We start from the raw sequence: 19,013 nt of genomic DNA, 5'->3' as shown, positions 1-19,013 counted from the left end.
CCTAACCTTTACTTATACAATACGAATCTTAGGTCTATAAGGTGTAGGCACATGTCTATTTCTAATTAATCTTTTTTAACATTGTTTTTATCACTATCTTTAGTCTGTGAATCATCTGATACCTCAATTTTCTCCATAAAATCTGTTGTGTTTGTATTTAATTGTGATTGGTCACTAACTGGGAATACTGAGCTTACATCATTAAAATTACTTGATACTGCTCTTGCTTTTACAGTCACATTGTTAGCAACTCCATCTGAAGGTGACTCACTGCTTGATGTTGTATTTGAAGAATGATTATTATTGTTATTTGTTTCTTTATCGGCTCCTCCCAAAAATTTAAAGCCAACAGCTCCTAAAACACCTCCTATAACTATACCTAATAAAAAATCCTTGCTATTAATGTTTTTGTCTGACATATAATCCCTCTCCTTTAAATTACAATGGTAAAATACATTTTTGAAAAGAATTTATGCTTTCCATTTTTTCCATATGTCTAAAGTATTGTAGATCCAATTCACTGCTTGTGTTTCTCTTTTCACTTTAGTACTGGTCATTGTATTTTCAATATTACTTGTGAAAGAGTCTGATATTTGCCGTAATGATGATGCAATATGGTTAAAAGAATCTAATAGTTGATTTGAATTATTATCAAATGATTTAGAGGAATTGATACTTGTTTTTATCTCGGATGTAATTCGTTTAGTGTTGTGAATCAAGTCAAGTGCATCAGACTTTGTTTGTTCAAACTGATTATTCATATTCAAAATAGTAAGATTTAATTGTTTTACAAAACGATTAACATTGAAAAAAGCAATAGTTATAATCAAAACCAATATACTTAATGTCAATGCAATAACAATCAAACATATATTGATGATCATTAATTTCACCTCAATTAGAAATTAGAGTTAACTCATGATTTAGACGATTGCCCATTTCATACTCTATATTATAAGAAAGTAAACTCTGTTTTGACACAAAAAAAGTGAAGTATTCATATTTGAACACTTCACTTAGTTAAACCATGATTTTTTTTAATCTCGATGAAATATTTGTTTCAATTTTCATTATTTTGAACAATATAAGTGCATTTATTTCCACCTTTTGCAATACATTCGGTACGCTCTACATCTGTTTCTAATAATTTTTTAAATAACGATAACTCACATTCGCAAGCTTGTTGATATTGATTTGCCACTTGGGCTATAGGACAATTATACTCCATTAAGATATAATTTCCTTCATCATTAATGTCAAACTCTGCCATGTAACCTGTTTCTTTTTGAATCTCAACTAATTCTTCAACCTTCTTTTCTAGATCTTTACCGTACATTCTATCATCATATTTTAAAAAGAGTTTATTCTCTCTTCCTTCAAAAAGCTTTTCCACTGCATCATTTCCAAATTCACTTACTAGCTCATCTAAAATGTCTAAAGTAAATTTATGATAGTTTTTAGGGAATAAATCATCTGCTTTTTTGGTTAGAGAATAAACGTGTGTAGGTCTGCCCATTGACTTCCTAATTAAATCTGAAGTAATCAATTCATCACGATCTAAAGTATTTAAATGTCTTCGGACAGCCATTTCTGTAATGTTTAGTTGCTTAGCCATTTCACTGACACTTAAAGAACTTTTAAGTTTTAGCATATTAAGTATCATGTTACGAGTGGAAGCTTCTTGGTTCATTCTACATCACCCTTTACTTACCCTCATTTTAACGTATTTAATAGAATAAGTAAATTATTAAACAACTATGTATCAAAAGTTTAGAAAGCTGTTTTTATTATGAATTGAGTTCATGTTTTAAATAAATTGATATACTATGTGAAAATTCTGAAAGAGTTGTCGGTAGCTCAAGTAATATAGGATAAACCTCATTTCGATCTAAATGAAAGTATTCCTGAACTATTTTTTTCCTCATTTTCACTAAATTTAATAACGTCTCTAATAGATGAGATGGAAATACTTTTTCACCATGCAATATCTCAATAATATCCTCATAACTGCTTGCATCTCTCATCAAAAACCCGTCAATGATATAACTTCCAACGTCCGTAACTGATTCTAATGCCAAATGTAAAATTCTTTCTTGTGCTAAGAATAGAATTGCTTTATCAGACACTGATTCATTGTCTAAAGTTTGCGGTATAGTTTCTACAAGCCAATTGATAAATTCAAGTCTTTTATCAATTTGATTTTGATTGACATAATACATAAAATCTATCCTCCCTTCCTTATTTTTTATTACGTTTCTTACTTTTAATTTTTGCCCATCCAATGATAAATATAAAGGTAAAAACTATAACTAACAAAATAGTTAGTGCTTCCATGACATCTTTTAATTCCAACTTCATCATCCCTTTTCCATATCTAACTTTGATTCATCTATTAGTCACTTTTGTGGAATTGTATTGGGGTGCTTTAGGCATGTAATTGACGAGTATAAAACTGATAATCGCAAGTACAAAAACAATAGTATAAACGGTATGCAATGAAAAAGTTAAGCCATCCTGCAATGCTTGTACCACTCCACTAGATAATTCTTTACGTTTTTCTGGATCTAAAATATGATTAGTTAAATCAAGGTTAAGGTCTATTTCTTCTGACAATTGAACCTTTTCTAAATATTGAATCATCCTTGTATTAATAATCCCACCAAATAATGAAGCACCGATTGTGGTACCCATCATTCTCATAAACATATTAGAGGCTGTCACTACTCCTCTGTTGTTCCATTCCACACTACTTTGAATCGAAACTGTGAATATTGTACTTGTCAATCCCATTCCAATCCCAATTAGAAAAGCACCAATACCTCCAAATATGACTCCATTTTGTTGATTTATAAACAAGAATAAACTAGATCCTAAAATTAAAAAAACAGTTCCAAACCTAGCAACATTTTGAAACCCAAATTTTATCATCGTTTTACTTGCAATGGTTGAAGCTATCGGCCATCCAATGGACATCAAAGCCAATACAAAACCAGCTTCTTTAGGTGACCTCTCCATAACACCTTGGACAAAGGTAGGTAAAAAGTTAGATATGCCCATTAAAAGAATACCCGTTATTAAAGAAACCACGTTGGCAACTAATATTAATCTATACTTCCATATCCACATTGGCATAATCGGTTCTTCTGTAGTTTTTTCCTGAAGCATAAACAAAACAAAAGCAAAAGCAGTCAAAAACACAATTAAAAATACTGGTCCAGATAGCCAAGGCCAGGTAACCCCACCTCGTAATAATAGGATCATTAATGCACTAATAAACACAACTAAAAGAATCGTACCGATATAATCAATTTTATGTTTTTTCTTCTCAAAATCCTCTTTAAGAAAAACTAAAATGCCACACAAGGCTATAATACCAATAGGAATATTAATCCAAAACACCCAAGACCAATTAATATACTCTACCAAAAAACCACCCAGAGTAGGTCCAATGATGGCTGAAAATCCCCAAACACTAGCCAAATAACCTTGGATTTTCCCTCGTTCTTCCATAGAATATATGTCGCCAATAATCGTTATAGCAATAGGTTGTACAGCACCGGCACCCAAACCTTGTATAAATCGAAAAACAATTAATAACAACATATTGGGAGCGAATCCACATAAAATAGAGCCAATTAAAAAACAAATGACACCAAATGTAAAAACAGGCTTTCTTCCATATAAATCAGCGAGTTTACCATAGATAGGAACAGTCACAGCCTGCATAAATAAATAAACTGCAAATACCCAACTATATAATGAAAAACCACCCAACTCAGCTGCTATACTTGGTAAAGCTGTAGTAACAATGGTCGCTTCGATCGCTGACATAAACATAGCAAGCATAATGGAGACGAGAATAAGGGGTCTTAGAGATTGTTTCTGACTTAATTCTGTTATCATAAATTAGAATTCATAATCTACAACAACAACAGATTCTTTTACTGACCCTATGTAAGAAATGATCTCCTTATGAACCGGATGTATTTGATATTGATCAAGATCCTCAAGTGAATCTACTTCAATAATCAAGGATAGATCATAGGAACGTTCCGAGCGAAGAACATCTATACCAACCTCTATGTGGCGTACAACTGGTATTTTCCCTTTCATACTTAATAGTACATCCTTCGTTTTAGTGATATTTTCTTGACTCCCGTCTTTTAGTTTGAAAAATACAATATGTTTTATCATGAATAAAGCTCCTTATTTTGATCATATGATAGTATTTAACAACAAAAGCTCCTATCGGAGCCTCTCAAAGTTATAATTCTTATATTATAACAAAAATAAAAGTACCATTCATCTTCTTATAAAAAGTGAATGGTACTTTTATTATATTTTGTTTAGTTAAATAAAACTTCAATTTCTGATTCTGTTTTAACTTCTTCAATCCATAATTGGTATTGTTCACTAGTTTTTACTTTGATTAACTCTTCTTTGATTTCTTCTTGTTTTTCCTCAAGAGTAGGTGTTTTTGCTTCTTTTTTATCAGTTACTTTAATGATATGGAACCCAAATTCACTTTGTACGATTTCACTCATTTCACCAACGGATAAATTAAAAGCGGCTTCCTCAAATTCAGGTACCATCATATCACGTCCAAAGAAGCCTAAATCTCCTCCATTAGCACCACTTCCTGGATCGATTGAATGCTCTTTAGCTAGCTCTGCAAAATCTACACCATCATTAATTTGTTGCATGATAGCTTCAGCTTCTTCTTTGGTTTCCACTAATATATGAGAGGCTTTCACTTGCTCATTTTCTGTATAAAAAGATAAATTTTCTTCATAATATTTTGTAATTTCTTCATCTGTTACATCAATTTCTGATTCAAATAATTTTTCAATCTCAAGTTGGAATGGAACCATATCTTCTACAATTTTTTCATAGTCTTCCATAGACATTCCATATTGAAGTAAATAAGCTTCCACTTCTTCTTCAGAACCAAATGAAGCTTTAAAATTTTCAATTTCTTTAGATATACCATTTGCTAATTCTTCGTCTGTCACAACTAATCCTTTTTTTGCTAACTCTTGAGAAACTAAAGTTTGGTCAATGAGTTGTTGAACCAAAGCCCCAGATGTTTCTTTCCCTAATTGTTGAACCATTAAATCAAAAAGCTTGTTTTTATCGATTTGCTCATCATTAACTATCGCCACTACATCGGATTCTGATGCTGCTTGTTCATTGCTTTCAGAGCTTTGTCCATCATTAGCAACAGTTGTGTTTGAATTCAATGCAGTTACGATGGATAAAGCTATTAATCCCGCTATAATAAACGACATGATGATCCATAAATTTGAACTTTTATTTTTAATTTCATTCATCTATTGATTTCCCCCTGTTTTTATATCACATATTGTCTTACACAAGTAACTATATCAGATAAAGACAAAATTCACATTAAAATAAAATAAATAAAATGGTATTTAAATGTATAAATGACCATTTTTGTTCATGTTGTAAACAATATGATCTCTCAGGACATACAATAAAATAAATGAAAGAAGGGAGATGAAAAATTTGGTTAATCATTGTAAGAGACAAAATATAGATGTGCAAACAATCCCAGCTAATTCAGGTTCCTTTGAAACGATTGTACCTGCGATCGTTTGCCCTGATCAAATCTTTAACTTAAATGTGAATGCTATATTAAATGCACTAGATCCGAATGGGGATGCAATTGTAACAGTTGACAGCATAGATTTTCAGTTAGTTACGGATACAAATACGATTATTTTAAATTTAGTCCAAGGTCCAGAAGTACCAGGGGGATCAGCTATTAATATATCTCCTGATGGAAAAGCAGCTTCCATTCTTTTTGATGAAGCTATAGCAGAAAATGAAATCCTTTCTTTTTTACCGATTGTTACTGTAACCATGCAAGCAGACGACCCTAGTCCACCTTGTAGAGAAGTGAACATTGAAACTCAAGTTCGAGGATTTATTGAGAAACCTGGCATTAGCGAGGATTATAGAGTAGATCTGCAAGTCAGTACAACCATTTTTAAAAAAACACATTTTTGCTGTAAGAAGAAGTTTTTTAAGAAATGAATGAATTTTGTGGGAACTAACCCATTAGCTCCCACTATGTTTATTTATTTAAGAGGAATGTAGATATCCGTTTCAGAATTTTTATCGTTTGGCCCTAAAAATCTTTCATCATAAAGTTCAAAAGAATAATCATCAAGAGGTTTTTCCCCAGATTGAGGCAGCCATGTTTCGTATATATACTTAAAAGCATCTCCCACTCCGTTCATATCTCCTTTATACGTAAATACAGCATAACGACTTGCAGGGATTGTTTTTACAACAACTTTGTCTGGCAGTGAAATATTTGAATCATCAATCTCAACTCCACTTACATAAGAGTATTCATTAGTCTGTGGATCAAAATCAAAGCATAGACCATAAGTGGTATTTGCTTTTGTTTTATTTTTTATGTTTGGCATAGATCCCATAAATTGTTCCCACAATTGACCAATTTCTTTTTGATCTTCATTTTCCTTCATCTGTGAACGACACTGCAATCCTGCAATTTTAAATTCATCCTTTTTAACAAAAGTAGGTTCTAGCGTAGGGGTTTGATTTTTCATTATAACTCCTCCTAAATCATTGTTTTATCTTACAAACTAAATTTACCATTGAATTATGACAAATCATGTCGTAGTTTTATGAAAAATTGTTTATAATGAAAATTGATTCATATTTTTAAATGATTGTATTGTATATAAACGTAAAGATTATGGGGATAGGAGATTACAATGAATAAATCTAAACGATTAGTTGAACTGATTATGTATATCAATGATAAACGTCAATTTACAGCAAAGCAGTTAGCTGAGGAATTTAATGTTTCTTTAAGAACCATTCAAAGAGATTTGTTGGATCTACAGGAACTCGGTGTGCCTTTGTATTCAGAGGTGGGAGCTGCTGGAGGATATACAATACTTAAGGAACGAATGCTTCCTCCAATTACTTTTACTGAAAAAGAAGCAATTGCGATGTTTTTTGCCTATCAATCATTACAATTTTATAAAGATCTACCGTTTGAGTCTGATTCCGTTTCTGCTTTAAATAAGTTTTATCATCATCTAGCTAAAGATATAAAAACAAGAATTGATAGTATGAAAAATAGAATGGTTTTTTGGACACCTACAAGACAGCAATCAACCCCTTATTTGCAGTCATTATTAGAAGCAGCCACCCAACAAAAAGTAATCACAATTACATATGATTCTTTAAATGAAACTAGTAGTCGTAAAATCCAGCCCATTGGAGTGTATTCTCAAAACGGCTTTTGGTATTGTCCTGCATACTGCTTTAAAAGATTAGAGGTTCGTTTGTTTAGAGCCGATCGTATATTAACATTAGAAGAAACAGAGGAGCAAAATAGTGTAGACTTAAGTAGTTTTGATGTTATTAAATGGTATCATCACGATAACAATAAAGATTCAACTTCACTAGTTCATTTGAAAGTTCGGTTTACAAAAGAAGGGTTTCGAAGATGCCAAATGGACACTTATTTAGATAAACATCTTCAAAAATTTAATGATGGAGGCGGAGAATTAAACATGGACATGGATAAAAATGACATAGTGTACTTTGCAGATTATTTTTTCAGTATGGGCAGACATGCTCATGTTCTTCAACCTCAAAAGATGGTGGAAAACATTAAAGAAAAACTAGAAGACTTGAGGAAAATGTATATTATAAATTAATACTTATTTCCAAATATTCTTTATTTACATTTTTTTCATAATAAGTTAATATTGTTATAACGGTAATAACAATCTGTGAGGAGAGAAAAAAATGGATCGTAAAGTAACAAAAATAGGGAATAGTCTTGGTGTTACAATGACAGATGCTTTAAAAAAAATTAATGCTAATTTAGGTGATAACGTGTCTGTAGAAGTAGATGAAAAGGAGGAAACCATTATAATTAAAAAAACAAATAAAGTGGATTTACCAAGGGGATTTAATCCAAAGTTTCTTAAATCCATGCAGAAAATAGTAGATCGATATGATGAAACATTTATAGAATTGAAGGACCGTTAAAATGTGCAATATTCAATTCCTATCCATACCAGAAGTTATTGCAGTAAATGAACTGTTAATCAATCAATATAGTCCACAAGAACAAGTTGGTATTAAAGATCATACTTTACTGGAATCAGCGATATTCAGACCTCAACATACTCTTTTTGGAAAAGATGCATATCCTTCCATATTTGATAAAGCAGCTGCCTTATTTGTGAGCTTATCAAAAAATCATGCCTTTCAAAATGCAAATAAAAGAACAGCATTCGCATGTTTAGTCTTGTTTCTTGATTACAATGGTTATGATTTTTTGATGAATCCTAAAGAAGCTGCGGATTTTACAGTCAATATAGTAAATCATAAATATAAACTAAACAAACTTTCTTCAATTATTAAAAGTCATTCAAAACATCGTTTAGAATCATAAATTTATGTAGTCGAGCTTGCTGTACTTGAATTATGTCTCTTAGTTATTGCATTTACCCCCATCACAATAGCAACGAGTTCAGGTGTAGATAATTTAGTAGAATTATTTGTTAATTTATAAGCTGAAGATTCAAAAAATCCATTCATTTTATTAAATTGAGCTACTAACTTTTGTGCTTCGTCAGTGATCTCATATTGCCTTGAAAAACTAGGAGAATAGATATGGTATTCATTACTTCTAGTTTCATAAACATACTTTTTTGAAAAGAATGATATCTTAGCTCTTACAATGCCTAATTCATGTCCTATAGAATCACTTATAACCCACTTATTACTAAAAAAACGAAATCCCCCTTTTATGACTGTAAATCCTTTTTCATCACACACTTCAATGCTTGTTGAAAAAGAGCTTTTTAAGTCCAACTCCCCCACTTTCTCCTTGTTTTCTGCATAAATATCAGTCAACCCAGATGAAAAGAAATTATCTTTGAAATAAACAATATTATTTTTCATAAAAACCCTCCAGTTCAAGAAGTAAATAATTCGATGTTAACCACATGGATATCGCTATAAGATTGTCGGCCTCACTCTTACTTAATACGATAAATATCCGTTAAGGTTTCTCTTAATGTAGGAAATTCAAACTTAAATCCCAATTGTTGAGCTTTATTAGGCAGTACTTTTTGGCCGTCTAAAACTAATGTACTCATCTCACCTAAAATCATTTTTAATGCAAAACTAGGAGCTGGAAGGTAATGTGGACGACCAAGTACTTCTCCAATCGTTTTTCCAAATTCATTCATTTGTAATGGAAAAGGAGTAGTAAAATTCACTGCACCCTCAATTTCTTCATTATGTAGTATAAAATTCACTAAATTCACTACGTCCTTTATATAGATCCATGATAACCATTGTTTCCCAGTACCAACCTTTCCTCCAACAAAAAATTTATAAGGTAAAACCATCTTAGGTAAAGCACCCTCTTGTTTGTCTAATACAATACCGAAACGAGCATATACAGTACGTATTCCTAAATTCTTTGCTATTGAAGCATGTTTTTCCCATTTTTGGACTGTTTTAGCTAGAAAATCATCGCTTGTAGAAAGATCTTTTTCTGTAAAGGTTTTATTTAATGATGAACCATAGTATCCAACAGCTGAAGCATTGATAAATAATTTGGGTTTATCATTTAATTCACCAAATAACTTCATGAGATTATCTGTAACTTGTATTCGAGTTTGAATGATTCTCTCCTTTTGTTGCTCAGTCCATCGCCCATGATTAATAGATTCACCTGCTAAGTTGATAAATACATCCATCCCCTCAAGTTTATCTCTTAATAAACTTGAGGAATCAACTGACCAGCCAATATATTTGTGGTTGTTGTGATTAGTGTCATAAGAATCAGGTTTACGTGTTAATACATAAACTTGATGGTTCTGAGCTAAAAAATAACGACTTAGATGTTTCCCTATAAATCCAGTTCCACCTGCTAACGCAATTTTCATTTGAATACTTCCCTTCATCTATATAAAATTTTCATCATATCACCACACTTAAACAAATACATATAAGTATATTGAGGTGAGGAGGATTTAATATGTACCGACAAGAACAAGCCATTTTACAAGCCTCTAGACAAGAGGTTGAGTTTATGCAGAATTACAAAAAAAAAGCATATAACATTGCCGTGCAGCATATGAACAAACCCGTTAGAATTCAAACTATACATGGACATATATTTGAGGGTACGATAGTGAATGTTGATCAAGATAATTTATATTTACAAATCTCCAACCCAAATCATCAATACAATCCACAACAACAATATTACCCACAACAACAATATTATCCACAACAAAATTATCGATTCTTTTTTGGAGGGGGAGGTATCCTCGTATTATCTCTATTCCTTTTACTAGTCATTGTATTATTGTTAATTTAATTAAAACATATCAACTTATCAAAATAAAACACCAGTTTTTATGGTGTTTTTTTGTTTACTCTTTTTTTAATTCTGTTCATTTGACTTTTAGCAGGGGATAAAATCCCCCACTAAAAGATAAGTCACTATAAACGCTCAATTTATTGCACAGTATAAACATACTTAGGGGAATCATAAGCAGGGGTGCCTAATGTGTACGTATAGAAAAATTCAATTACATCCCCTTGATTTACTCCTGAGATTTCATATTCCCAGGTTCCATTGTTGTTCATTGTACGTACATTGATTTGTCCACCATTGTTCACTTTATAATGTAAGTCCACAAAGTTAGAGGTTGCTCCAGTTGGTGTGAATTTAAAGGTCACTGCTAAGCCTATATCTATAATTTCTATCGTATAATCATCTTCAATAATTGTAGTGCCTCCTCCTGGAGAGGATTCTAGTGTAGTGATTGTAATCATGCTACTAGGTGATTCATTACCAGCGGCATCCCTTGCTCTTACATCAAATGTATAGGTTGTATTTGGTGAAAGTCCTGTCACTGTATACGATGTAGACGTTGATGAACCAACATTTGTTGAACCTTGATAAATATCGTAAGCTATTACCCCTACATTATCTGAGGAGGCATTCCAACTTAAATCCACTGAAGTTTGTGTAATTCCTGATGCCGTTAGGTTTGAAGGTGTGCTTGGTACTGTTGTATCTGGTGGATTTCCACCTCCTGGAGATGAGCCCACAGTATAACTATATTCAGGGGAATCATAAGCAGGGGTACCAAGTGTATAAGTATAAAAGAAATCAATCACATCACCTTCACTCACTCCAGATATCACGTATTCCCATGTACCGTTATTATTCATTGTACCTACATTAATCTGCCCTCCGTTATTCACTTTATAATGAAGATCTACAAAGTTAGATGCCGCTCCAGTTGGTGTGAATTTCATAGTAACTGCTGAATCTCCATCAATAATTTCTATCGTATAGTTTGGCTCCGTTATCACAGTATCCCCTTCTAATGTTGTAATTGTTACCTGATTACTTGTTGATGATTCATTTCCTGCTGCATCCTTTGCTTTGACTGCGAATGTATACGTAGTATTATCTAATAAGTTCGTTACTGTATAACTTTCAGATAATGTTGTTCCTACATAAACACTTGAGTTACCAACTACTTGATATACATCATATCCTGCCACACCTCTGTTATCTGTAGAAGCGCCCCAACTTAAATCTACTGTTGTATCTGTTATGTTTGCTGCAATTAAATTTCCTGGAGCCGTCGGTGGCTCTGTATCTGGTACATCAGTTGTTACTGTTAATCTATTACTAGCAGAAGATTCATTTCCTGCTGCATCCTTCGCTTTCACTTCAAATGTATAGGTTGTATCTGATTCTAAATTTGTTACAGTAAAACTTGTAGTTGCCGTTGTTCCTACAATAACAGAGGTATTTCCATTAATCACTTCATATACATCGTAATCTACTACACCTCTATTATCTATGGATGCATCCCAGCTTAAATCTACTGTTGTATCTGTTATGTTTCCTTCAACTAAATTTCCTGGAGCCGTCGGTGACTCAGTATCTGGAAGATCAGTATTTACTGTTACTCTATTGCTAGCAGCTGATTCATTTCCTGCCGCATCCTTCGCCTTTACTTCAAATGTATAGGTTGTATTTGATTCTAAATTCGTTACTGTATAACTTGTTGTTTCGGTTGTTCCTACAAATACGGATGTATTTCCATTAACTACTTGGTATACATCGTAACCTGTTACTCCTCTATTATCTGTGGAAGCTCCCCAGTTTAATTCAACAGTTGTCTCTGTACTTCCTACTGAAGTTAAATTTGTAGGAGTACTAGGCGGTTCTTCATCTATAGGGTTACCTGAACAATCCCCACCTGGACTTACTGCTGTTTGTTGAGCCATGGAGTTTGCTGGAACCGATAATTCATAACAATCTGAGAAAGTGACTGTATTAGCTGCACTACTTGCATTATAAGCAACATAGGTGTTCAACCCATCTTTAGTAAGCACACCATAAAGGGGAGTATTTGCCGTGATATCGAAATTTGGTAAACCGTATACATCTAAGGATCTCATCCAGTGGTATGTGCGTGCTCTTGATTCCCCGAATTCAATTCCTATAGCAGGATCAAGCTCTTCATTTGTATCTTTCCATCTTAACAGCGCTTCGGCTGGATCATATAAAGCATAGTAAGAAAGCATAATATCTTGCCATGTATTGATATTATCTAACCCTGGCCAACCATACTGTGCTTTTTTCTCTAAATAATTTGGAAATTCTGCATAAGCTCTATCATAGTTATTTTTCACATAATTTGGATCTAATCCCAAGTATAATGAAGCTCCCGTAACAGGTAACATTTGAATTCCATGAGCTTCAATCGGTTCTTCAGTCCACCAAGTGATATGGTTATATTTCCCTCCCCATACCATGACGGCCGTATCACCATCGTTTGTATACTCTAGATCAAACACGTCACCATATAAATCAAACCAATAGTTATTAATAGCTTCTCTTTCCGTTGTATACATATAAATTCCAACATCTCTTATTTCAGTATCTCCTGTTGCAATTCCCCATAAAATTAAAGCTGCCCATGCGTTCATCGCTTCAGATGAAGATTCCTGATTATTCCCTGCATGCTCCCAGCTATGTCCCCCGCTATTCGGAGAATAACCTACCCCATTAGCCCAGGAATGACCTGCATACGGGTCAAAATTTCTCAGGAATAAGTAATCATTTGACTGACGATCCGTTGTTGCAATGTCTTGAACTAATTGATTCACCATACCTCCCCATTGATCATTTTGATACCAAGCATCTGGAGAATCTGGTTCTAATAGAGCTATTTGTGCAGCTGCGTAAATCCAATAACCGTAATGAAAATGATGATCGTTCATTTCACTTGCAGAACCATAACTTGTAGCGTAGCCGATCAATGTTTTCCAGTGGTCATCGTAATAAAAATAATTGTCATTTACTTTTGCACCCGTTTCATTATACTTTGTAGGAGTAAACCACCACTCCAACGTAGCTTTAATCGATTGTACAAGTTCAGACTGTTTAAATGTATCATCTAGTTGTGTAGTGATTGGAAGAACATTTGAAATTCTACCTAAGTTTTTCCCCATCCAATACGTGTCATATCCTGAAAATCCACCATCTACCCCATACTGTACAAAGTTAGGATCCAGCGTTTTTCCGTAATCATAATATTCCTGTACGTATCCTTCTAATCTTGCAATATCATTTGGGTCTGTTAATTCAGGCATATATGGCAAAATTCCATTGTACACATATTGTGTTGAAAAACCTTGTCCAGAAAGCGTTTTCATTTTTCCTCTGATTGTATTATATGAATGTAAATATTGAGAGGCATGAATAAGCGGATTATTTCTCCATTGATGAGGATAAATCGCTGTGATCGTATCTGTGTTTGAACCTTCCATTGGTGTTGTCGATATAATATAGTCAGTAGTTACGGTACTGCTTGCTTCATCATAATTCCATTCCACCCTGGTATCCGTAACAAAAGCAAATGCATGATCCATAAACAAATTGTACGTATCAACGCTACTATCAGGCAACCCAGCTATGGATATAAATGGTTTACCTGCTGGCAAATCAGCAACAAGTTCTGAACCATTATTTGTCCAAGTTGTTCCAGAAGGACCGTAAATGCCATAAACATTCGTTTGTCCGTTATTATTAATAGATAATTGTATGTGTGATCCGTCATTTCTTAAAATCATAGCAGCATTTTTAAACACTATTTTAGGATCCGCTCCATCAAAAGTAAAATAAGCATATGGGCTACCATGTCCAATCGTTACTTTCATATTTTTAGAACCATCTGCACTAGGCATTACAATATCTGCAGACCAATCTGTGATTTTGTCTGCTAAAGCGGCTGCAGGTGAAAAGGTAGTTGCTTGCACTTCCAAATCGACATGACCTGGCCTGATTTCTCTTTCAACTTCATTTTCATCATCTAATAACACATTCAACGTTTTTGGTGGATTACTGATTTGAAATCCTGAATTTACAGCTTTAAACGCTAATGGGTGTGCATAAAGTGCACCTGAGTATTGCAGCCATACAACGGAGCTAATCCAATCATTTGTAGATAGCGGCTTGTTATCAAAATTGCTTGTCGTATAATCTATATCTTGCGGTGTTCTGCGTTCATTTTCATATACCCAATTATAAAGCTGGCCTCCTTTAGTTACCGTTGAGTATCCCCCCTCGCCTACTGCTACGTCATCTTCAGATATTTCTGCAAAAGTTAAATGATTCGGAGCTAAAAGACTAGCAGAGACCATTAACACAGCTAGTAAAACATAAAATGTTCTTTTCATTTTACCTCTCCTTTTTATCATATTACCAAACATGAAATCGTTTTCAAAACACTGTTGAAAGTTTCACCTCTTTTCTATATAAAATAACTTGAAAGAAAAGTACTATAAACATAGATATTTATATTTCATTGATTTAAAGGGCATGAATTTTTTTATTATTGCTATTACTCTCCTTAGTGTATACTATATCCCATGTTAATTTCCAGTATTTTCTGAATATTCAGTTAATTTATTTTATTAAATTAATTCATTTGAAATAGGCCATGAAACATGCAATCATGCGTGCTGCAACGTACAATAAATTATTCTTAGTTTCAAAAAAATTCACTATATGGATTTTTTTTAAAGTCTAAATAATTTATCTACAAAATAAAGGAGATGTCATTCTAATAATGGATTTAAAACAAAACAATAAAAAATACGTTTCATGCAAATGGAAAAAAACATTAGTATTGATAAATAACCTAAACTTAAAAAAATATATTCCCCATACAGAAAAAGTAAGTTATGAGAGTTTAAATGAGATGCTGGAAAAACATATTGTAGTATATGTTAAACCAAGTAGAGGCTCTTCCGGGAAAGGTGTAATGAAAATTCAAAAAAGCACTCAAAATGAAAAAACAATCTATGAAATTCAAAATGATCTTAATATAAAATTTTACTATGAATATACAACATTATATAAAGACCTAGATGAACATATTAAAAAATCAAAAAGGTTGCATATCGTACAAAAAGGCATCGATTTGATCAAATATAATGACCGATATGCAGATATAAGAGTCATGGTACAACAAAATCAGCATTTGAAATGGGAAGTAACTGGATTTCTTGGTAGATTATCTCATCCTAAAAAAATAGTAACAAATATTAGTGGTGGGGGTAAGGTTTGTGATATTCATGAACTATTAGATCATTCTTGTGCAAATGAAAATGAAAAAGAAGCCTTAATAAACAAACTAAACAACCTTGGAATAGAAATAGCAAAACAAATGAATATTACTTTTCCCAACATAAAAGAAAACGGTATAGACATTGCACTGGACCAAAAGCTTCACCCTTGGATTTTAGAAGTAAATACAAAACCTGATATAATCCCATTTTCACTTTTAAAAAATAAAACCTTCTTTAATAAAATATTGGAGCATAGAAAAGCTTATGGTAGAGATTATTCTTCAGAACAAGAAAAGAATACAATAGGCAAACGGAGAAAAAGGAGTATTAATAAAAGTAAAAGCAATAGAACCATTAAGGTAGAGCATAGTTCTAATCATAAACCTAAAAAGTTAAAGCCTAGTATTGGTAAAGAATTTAAACGATTAAAAAAGAGAAAATATTCTAAAAAAAGATTTAATAACTTATAACTATAAAGAAAATACAATTTAAATCCGTTTTAACAAAACTAAAGAGAAGTCATCATTCATTAATCCAAGTAATGATAGGTGACTCCTCAGATAAAATATATAATTTCCTATAAGAACTTAATTAAAAAACTACTAAAAAACGATATAATATTGATTTGATTTCCCATGATAATGTGAAATTAAATAAATTTTATATAAATGCTTCAAAAAGGCATACATATTTCCTTCCTTTTCTTCAATATCAATCATTGTTTCATATACCTTTTGCTGCATTTCTGGATGTGTATGGTCAACTATTAAGTCTATTAAGGAGTCCATATTAATATAATGATGTTTATCATTATGTAAAACTTTAAACTCACAATTTTTCCATTCTCTTTCATAAAAAAAATTTTGAAGTGACCTCCTAGTTTTATCCATAATATTGCTCACCTTTTTCTAATGAGAATTGATTCATTCTCAAATTTTAACCTTATATTTTTTTATTATACCATCTCATTTACTATTTTGTAATTATTTACATAATTAAAAAAAACTTAAAGAATTAGAGGTTGATGATACCATATTGCTGCTGATCAATAATACATGATCGAATAGAAGGAATTATTCCTTAAAGGTTTTTTTATGCTTCTGTCATGGGTGTAATCTTTAGGAGGAAACTGCTGATCTTTTTAATGGAATCAATATTAGCATACTTGGTTCATTAAATTATGGTTCAAAATTTGTATAAGCGTATTTTTTTGCAGGAGCAATGAATTCATTCCCCGTTTATTGGTAGGTGTAAGTTTAAAATACAGTATAGTTTGATCTAAAATTTCATTCAGACCCGTATTCTATGGCAAACAAAAAGAATCCATTTTGAAAGAAAGATTGATCAAAATGGATTCTGGAATGGATATTAACTACATGGTTTTTATAAAAAAGATGGATCATTTTCTATAATAGGTATTACTCTTACTAGGGTTGTCCTTTACTTTTATTTCAAATATCACCTTCAACAATATCACCCTATTGTAGAATATAAAAGTTAAAAAACTCATGAATATCACTTTCTAATTCATGAGTTTTAATCAATCTTTTTTACAATTGATTTTCTTTTAAAACTACAACTATCTTCAGTAGGAAAATCTACTTTGAATAGTCCCCATTTGTTTTACTATCTTTTAATAGATCTCTATTCAACATTAAATTCAATTCATTTTTCTTTAGTTATAATTTTAACTAATATAATGGCAAGAAGAACAAAAAATAAACTAATCAAAAATGGAATAATTCCTGCAGCTAATACAAAAGGTAAGGCTAGTAACAGAACTAGATAAAAGAAAATTTTATACATACTATAATCTCCTTATTATTTTTGTTAACAAATCAAGAAGTCATGCTCTTCTTATTATAGTATGTTAGTTAGTATTAATTGTATAGTAACCTTGTGCATAACCTGAATATACTGGATAAGAAAACATAAAATCTTGTTTAACTGTATATCCTATACTTACATAAGGTCTAAATGTGTAGTTGTAATAATTCCTCTCTCCAATAGAAAATTTAAACCATGCATTAACTCCTGTAGTATAGCCGCTCTCTGCACGATCGTTAGCATAAGTTTCAACGTGCCATGCGTCATAACTATTGTCTGCGCCAACTGATAAAGGCAATCCAAAAGTATCATAGAATTTTATTCCTTTATTATCATATCCAGAAGGTTCACCAGCTGAAAAATATTCTGTTGAACTACAAACCCCATTTGTTATTACTTTAACTACATCAGCTAAATAAGTGAATGCTGCTAAATCATATACAGCTTCAGGAATACATGCGCTATTACTTTCACTTGGGGAACGGCCATCGATCCACATTGTACTTCTTGAATCTGCATCAGCTAAACCTGCTTTAATATAGTCAACTTTCACTTGACTTTGACCAGTTATACGTTGAATACTTTCATAACGAGCAAAGCCTCTTACATTAACACGAGCTTCAGCAGTTGAGCTACTCATCCATGCATTTACTGTCATAGTAGATGTTTCGTGACTTGATGAACTATAATTACTACCATTAGTAGAATAATCCTTATTATTAGCTGCACCCTTATACCAATACGTCCCTGATGGTGAAGCAAATGTTTCTGTTGGGAAATTCAGGCTAATTGTTAAAAATGCAATCACTAAAACTAATGTTATTTTTTTTAGTTCCAATTTATTACACCTCCTGAAGCTTTTACTGCTTCTTCCCATTTCATATGAACGTCAAAGTCACCATAAATTGTTGTTCCACCATTCTCTTCAATACCTACAGTTGAGGCTATATAAAATTCAGTTTCAGGATTTTCTGCATTAAAGACAACAATAAATCCTCCGTTCTGACCATCTATTTCATCATATGTTGGCTCATTCTTTTTAACATTTACACCTTGTACTTCTCCTGTTAAATGACCATAATAGTATGTTTGGTTTGTCTCAGGATTTGTAACTCCTTTTACTGGACCAGAAAATTTAAAACCATAAGCTCTTTTATCAATCTTAAATGCCCCATTTGCATTTCCGTTATACTCTTCATTTTCACCATCTGTAAGTTTTAATGTCATTTGAATCATAGTGTTATCTTTATTTAGTTTATCAGTATTAAACTTCTCCTTGGCAGAGTTTACTGCATAATCAGGGAGCTTTTTCATAATATTTTCATTTAATTTGGAATTGAAATGATATACATTTTTTTCTGACTTAGCATCAATTAGTTCTGGTTGACTTAATATAGTTGTTACAGATACAGTTCCTAATACTAACATTAATGCTAGTAATATTTTCTTTAAATTACTCACAATATTCCCTCCTCAAATATTTT

At 32.2% G+C, this 19,013-nt stretch carries 21 protein-coding genes; 6 read left to right on the top strand and 15 right to left on the bottom strand.

Translation table 11 applies throughout. The annotated features are described in order from the left end of the window. Positions 1–65 precede the first annotated feature (65 nt). The 7 genes from ERL59_RS00955 to ERL59_RS00925 all read right to left on the bottom strand — a co-directional run bounded on the left by ERL59_RS00955 (position 66) and on the right by ERL59_RS00925 (position 5,330). On the bottom strand, positions 66–419 hold the full coding sequence (locus ERL59_RS00955; RefSeq protein ID WP_160643585.1) for a hypothetical protein: 354 nt from the start codon (positions 417–419) through the stop codon (positions 66–68). 51 nt (positions 420–470) lie between these two features. After that, entirely contained in the window at positions 471–884 is a 414-nt protein-coding gene (locus tag ERL59_RS00950; RefSeq protein ID WP_160643583.1) for a hypothetical protein, read from the bottom strand. 176 nt (positions 885–1,060) lie between these two features. Continuing rightward, positions 1,061–1,690, bottom strand: coding sequence for a helix-turn-helix transcriptional regulator (locus tag ERL59_RS00945; protein WP_160643581.1), 630 nt, complete (start codon positions 1,688–1,690; stop codon positions 1,061–1,063). 97 nt (positions 1,691–1,787) lie between these two features. Next, the gene (locus ERL59_RS00940; RefSeq protein WP_160643579.1) at positions 1,788–2,219 is read right to left on the bottom strand and encodes a DUF86 domain-containing protein; all 432 of its coding nucleotides are present in this window, start codon (positions 2,217–2,219) and stop codon (positions 1,788–1,790) included. Positions 2,220–2,385: 166 nt separating this feature from the next. Next, positions 2,386–3,903: an MDR family MFS transporter gene (locus tag ERL59_RS00935; RefSeq protein ID WP_160643577.1), complete on the bottom strand. Its 1,518-nt coding sequence runs from the start codon at positions 3,901–3,903 to the stop codon at positions 2,386–2,388. A 3-nt stretch (positions 3,904–3,906) separates the two neighbouring features. After that, positions 3,907–4,194 (bottom strand): Dabb family protein, encoded by a 288-nt coding sequence (locus tag ERL59_RS00930; RefSeq protein ID WP_160643575.1) that lies wholly within the window; start codon positions 4,192–4,194, stop codon positions 3,907–3,909. Positions 4,195–4,346: 152 nt separating this feature from the next. Further along, a complete protein-coding gene (locus tag ERL59_RS00925) occupies positions 4,347–5,330 on the bottom strand; it encodes a peptidylprolyl isomerase (RefSeq protein ID WP_160643573.1) in 984 nt (327 codons plus the stop codon). A gap of 196 nt (positions 5,331–5,526) precedes the next feature. Here ERL59_RS00925 and ERL59_RS00920 point away from each other — a divergent pair, with 196 nt between their 5' ends. Next, on the top strand, positions 5,527–6,057 hold the full coding sequence (locus ERL59_RS00920; protein WP_160643571.1) for a hypothetical protein: 531 nt from the start codon (positions 5,527–5,529) through the stop codon (positions 6,055–6,057). Between the two features lie 44 nt (positions 6,058–6,101). On the opposite strand, the gene ERL59_RS00915 is transcribed toward ERL59_RS00920, so the two are convergent. After that, positions 6,102–6,599 (bottom strand): GyrI-like domain-containing protein, encoded by a 498-nt coding sequence (locus ERL59_RS00915; RefSeq protein ID WP_160643569.1) that lies wholly within the window; start codon positions 6,597–6,599, stop codon positions 6,102–6,104. Between the two features lie 168 nt (positions 6,600–6,767). Between ERL59_RS00915 and ERL59_RS00910 the strand changes: the two genes are divergently transcribed. The 3 genes from ERL59_RS00910 to ERL59_RS00900 all read left to right on the top strand — a co-directional run bounded on the left by ERL59_RS00910 (position 6,768) and on the right by ERL59_RS00900 (position 8,470). Next, positions 6,768–7,724, top strand: a complete 957-nt coding sequence (locus ERL59_RS00910; RefSeq protein WP_160643567.1) for a helix-turn-helix transcriptional regulator — start codon at positions 6,768–6,770, stop codon at positions 7,722–7,724. Between the two features lie 91 nt (positions 7,725–7,815). After that, the gene (locus ERL59_RS00905; protein WP_160643565.1) at positions 7,816–8,061 is read left to right on the top strand and encodes an AbrB/MazE/SpoVT family DNA-binding domain-containing protein; all 246 of its coding nucleotides are present in this window, start codon (positions 7,816–7,818) and stop codon (positions 8,059–8,061) included. A gap of 1 nt (position 8,062) precedes the next feature. Then, positions 8,063–8,470 (top strand): type II toxin-antitoxin system death-on-curing family toxin, encoded by a 408-nt coding sequence (locus ERL59_RS00900; protein ID WP_160643563.1) that lies wholly within the window; start codon positions 8,063–8,065, stop codon positions 8,468–8,470. Positions 8,471–8,472: 2 nt separating this feature from the next. Here ERL59_RS00900 and ERL59_RS00895 read toward each other — a convergent pair whose 3' ends face one another. Further along, a complete protein-coding gene (locus ERL59_RS00895) occupies positions 8,473–8,982 on the bottom strand; it encodes a hypothetical protein (protein ID WP_160643561.1) in 510 nt (169 codons plus the stop codon). A gap of 77 nt (positions 8,983–9,059) precedes the next feature. Beyond that, positions 9,060–9,977 (bottom strand): TIGR01777 family oxidoreductase, encoded by a 918-nt coding sequence (locus ERL59_RS00890; RefSeq protein WP_160643559.1) that lies wholly within the window; start codon positions 9,975–9,977, stop codon positions 9,060–9,062. A 92-nt stretch (positions 9,978–10,069) separates the two neighbouring features. Between ERL59_RS00890 and ERL59_RS00885 the strand changes: the two genes are divergently transcribed. Continuing rightward, complete coding sequence (locus ERL59_RS00885) at positions 10,070–10,414, top strand: hypothetical protein (RefSeq protein ID WP_235929752.1); 345 nt, start codon at positions 10,070–10,072, stop codon at positions 10,412–10,414. A gap of 140 nt (positions 10,415–10,554) precedes the next feature. On the opposite strand, the gene ERL59_RS00880 is transcribed toward ERL59_RS00885, so the two are convergent. Further along, on the bottom strand, positions 10,555–14,808 hold the full coding sequence (locus ERL59_RS00880; protein ID WP_160643557.1) for a glycosyl hydrolase: 4,254 nt from the start codon (positions 14,806–14,808) through the stop codon (positions 10,555–10,557). A 392-nt stretch (positions 14,809–15,200) separates the two neighbouring features. On the opposite strand from ERL59_RS00880, the gene ERL59_RS00875 reads away from it, so the two are divergent. Further along, positions 15,201–16,172: a YheC/YheD family protein gene (locus tag ERL59_RS00875; RefSeq protein ID WP_160643555.1), complete on the top strand. Its 972-nt coding sequence runs from the start codon at positions 15,201–15,203 to the stop codon at positions 16,170–16,172. 132 nt (positions 16,173–16,304) lie between these two features. Here ERL59_RS00875 and ERL59_RS00870 read toward each other — a convergent pair whose 3' ends face one another. The 4 genes from ERL59_RS00870 to ERL59_RS00855 form a co-directional block, all read right to left on the bottom strand. After that, positions 16,305–16,592 (bottom strand): hypothetical protein, encoded by a 288-nt coding sequence (locus ERL59_RS00870; RefSeq protein ID WP_160643553.1) that lies wholly within the window; start codon positions 16,590–16,592, stop codon positions 16,305–16,307. 775 nt (positions 16,593–17,367) lie between these two features. Next, positions 17,368–17,508: a hypothetical protein gene (locus ERL59_RS00865; protein WP_160643551.1), complete on the bottom strand. Its 141-nt coding sequence runs from the start codon at positions 17,506–17,508 to the stop codon at positions 17,368–17,370. 64 nt (positions 17,509–17,572) lie between these two features. Further along, positions 17,573–18,367 (bottom strand): hypothetical protein, encoded by a 795-nt coding sequence (locus ERL59_RS00860; protein ID WP_160643549.1) that lies wholly within the window; start codon positions 18,365–18,367, stop codon positions 17,573–17,575. Beyond that, positions 18,358–18,990 carry a hypothetical protein gene (locus ERL59_RS00855; protein ID WP_160643546.1) on the bottom strand — a complete coding sequence of 211 codons (633 nt, stop codon included), beginning with the start codon at positions 18,988–18,990 and terminating at the stop codon, positions 18,358–18,360. Before ERL59_RS00855 ends, ERL59_RS00860 begins: the two co-directional genes overlap by 10 nt. Between the last annotated feature and the right edge of the window lie 23 nt (positions 18,991–19,013).

The sequence above is a fragment of the Chengkuizengella marina genome, assembly GCF_009910845.1.
Classification (GTDB): Bacteria; Bacillota; Bacilli; order Paenibacillales; family KCTC-33759; genus Chengkuizengella; species Chengkuizengella marina.
This window is presented reverse-complemented; position numbering and strand designations above follow the sequence as displayed.

Excerpts from the sequence above, each read along its gene's own strand:
- ERL59_RS00905 (WP_160643565.1), top strand. The coding sequence starts at position 7,816 with ATGGATCGTAAAGTAACAAAAATAGGGAATAGTCTTGGTGTTACAATG.
- ERL59_RS00940 (WP_160643579.1), bottom strand. The coding sequence starts at position 2,219 with ATGTATTATGTCAATCAAAATCAAATTGATAAAAGACTTGAATTTATC.
- ERL59_RS00900 (WP_160643563.1), top strand. The coding sequence starts at position 8,063 with ATGTGCAATATTCAATTCCTATCCATACCAGAAGTTATTGCAGTAAAT.
- ERL59_RS00950 (WP_160643583.1), bottom strand. The coding sequence starts at position 884 with ATGATCATCAATATATGTTTGATTGTTATTGCATTGACATTAAGTATA.
- ERL59_RS00890 (WP_160643559.1), bottom strand. The coding sequence starts at position 9,977 with ATGAAAATTGCGTTAGCAGGTGGAACTGGATTTATAGGGAAACATCTA.
- ERL59_RS00865 (WP_160643551.1), bottom strand. The coding sequence starts at position 17,508 with ATGTATAAAATTTTCTTTTATCTAGTTCTGTTACTAGCCTTACCTTTT.
- ERL59_RS00925 (WP_160643573.1), bottom strand. The coding sequence starts at position 5,330 with ATGAATGAAATTAAAAATAAAAGTTCAAATTTATGGATCATCATGTCG.
- ERL59_RS00945 (WP_160643581.1), bottom strand. The coding sequence starts at position 1,690 with ATGAACCAAGAAGCTTCCACTCGTAACATGATACTTAATATGCTAAAA.
- ERL59_RS00885 (WP_235929752.1), top strand. The coding sequence starts at position 10,070 with ATGTACCGACAAGAACAAGCCATTTTACAAGCCTCTAGACAAGAGGTT.
- ERL59_RS00935 (WP_160643577.1), bottom strand. The coding sequence starts at position 3,903 with ATGATAACAGAATTAAGTCAGAAACAATCTCTAAGACCCCTTATTCTC.
- ERL59_RS00930 (WP_160643575.1), bottom strand. The coding sequence starts at position 4,194 with ATGATAAAACATATTGTATTTTTCAAACTAAAAGACGGGAGTCAAGAA.
- ERL59_RS00880 (WP_160643557.1), bottom strand. The coding sequence starts at position 14,808 with ATGAAAAGAACATTTTATGTTTTACTAGCTGTGTTAATGGTCTCTGCT.
- ERL59_RS00955 (WP_160643585.1), bottom strand. The coding sequence starts at position 419 with ATGTCAGACAAAAACATTAATAGCAAGGATTTTTTATTAGGTATAGTT.
- ERL59_RS00875 (WP_160643555.1), top strand. The coding sequence starts at position 15,201 with ATGGATTTAAAACAAAACAATAAAAAATACGTTTCATGCAAATGGAAA.
- ERL59_RS00895 (WP_160643561.1), bottom strand. The coding sequence starts at position 8,982 with ATGAAAAATAATATTGTTTATTTCAAAGATAATTTCTTTTCATCTGGG.
- ERL59_RS00870 (WP_160643553.1), bottom strand. The coding sequence starts at position 16,592 with ATGGATAAAACTAGGAGGTCACTTCAAAATTTTTTTTATGAAAGAGAA.
- ERL59_RS00915 (WP_160643569.1), bottom strand. The coding sequence starts at position 6,599 with ATGAAAAATCAAACCCCTACGCTAGAACCTACTTTTGTTAAAAAGGAT.
- ERL59_RS00910 (WP_160643567.1), top strand. The coding sequence starts at position 6,768 with ATGAATAAATCTAAACGATTAGTTGAACTGATTATGTATATCAATGAT.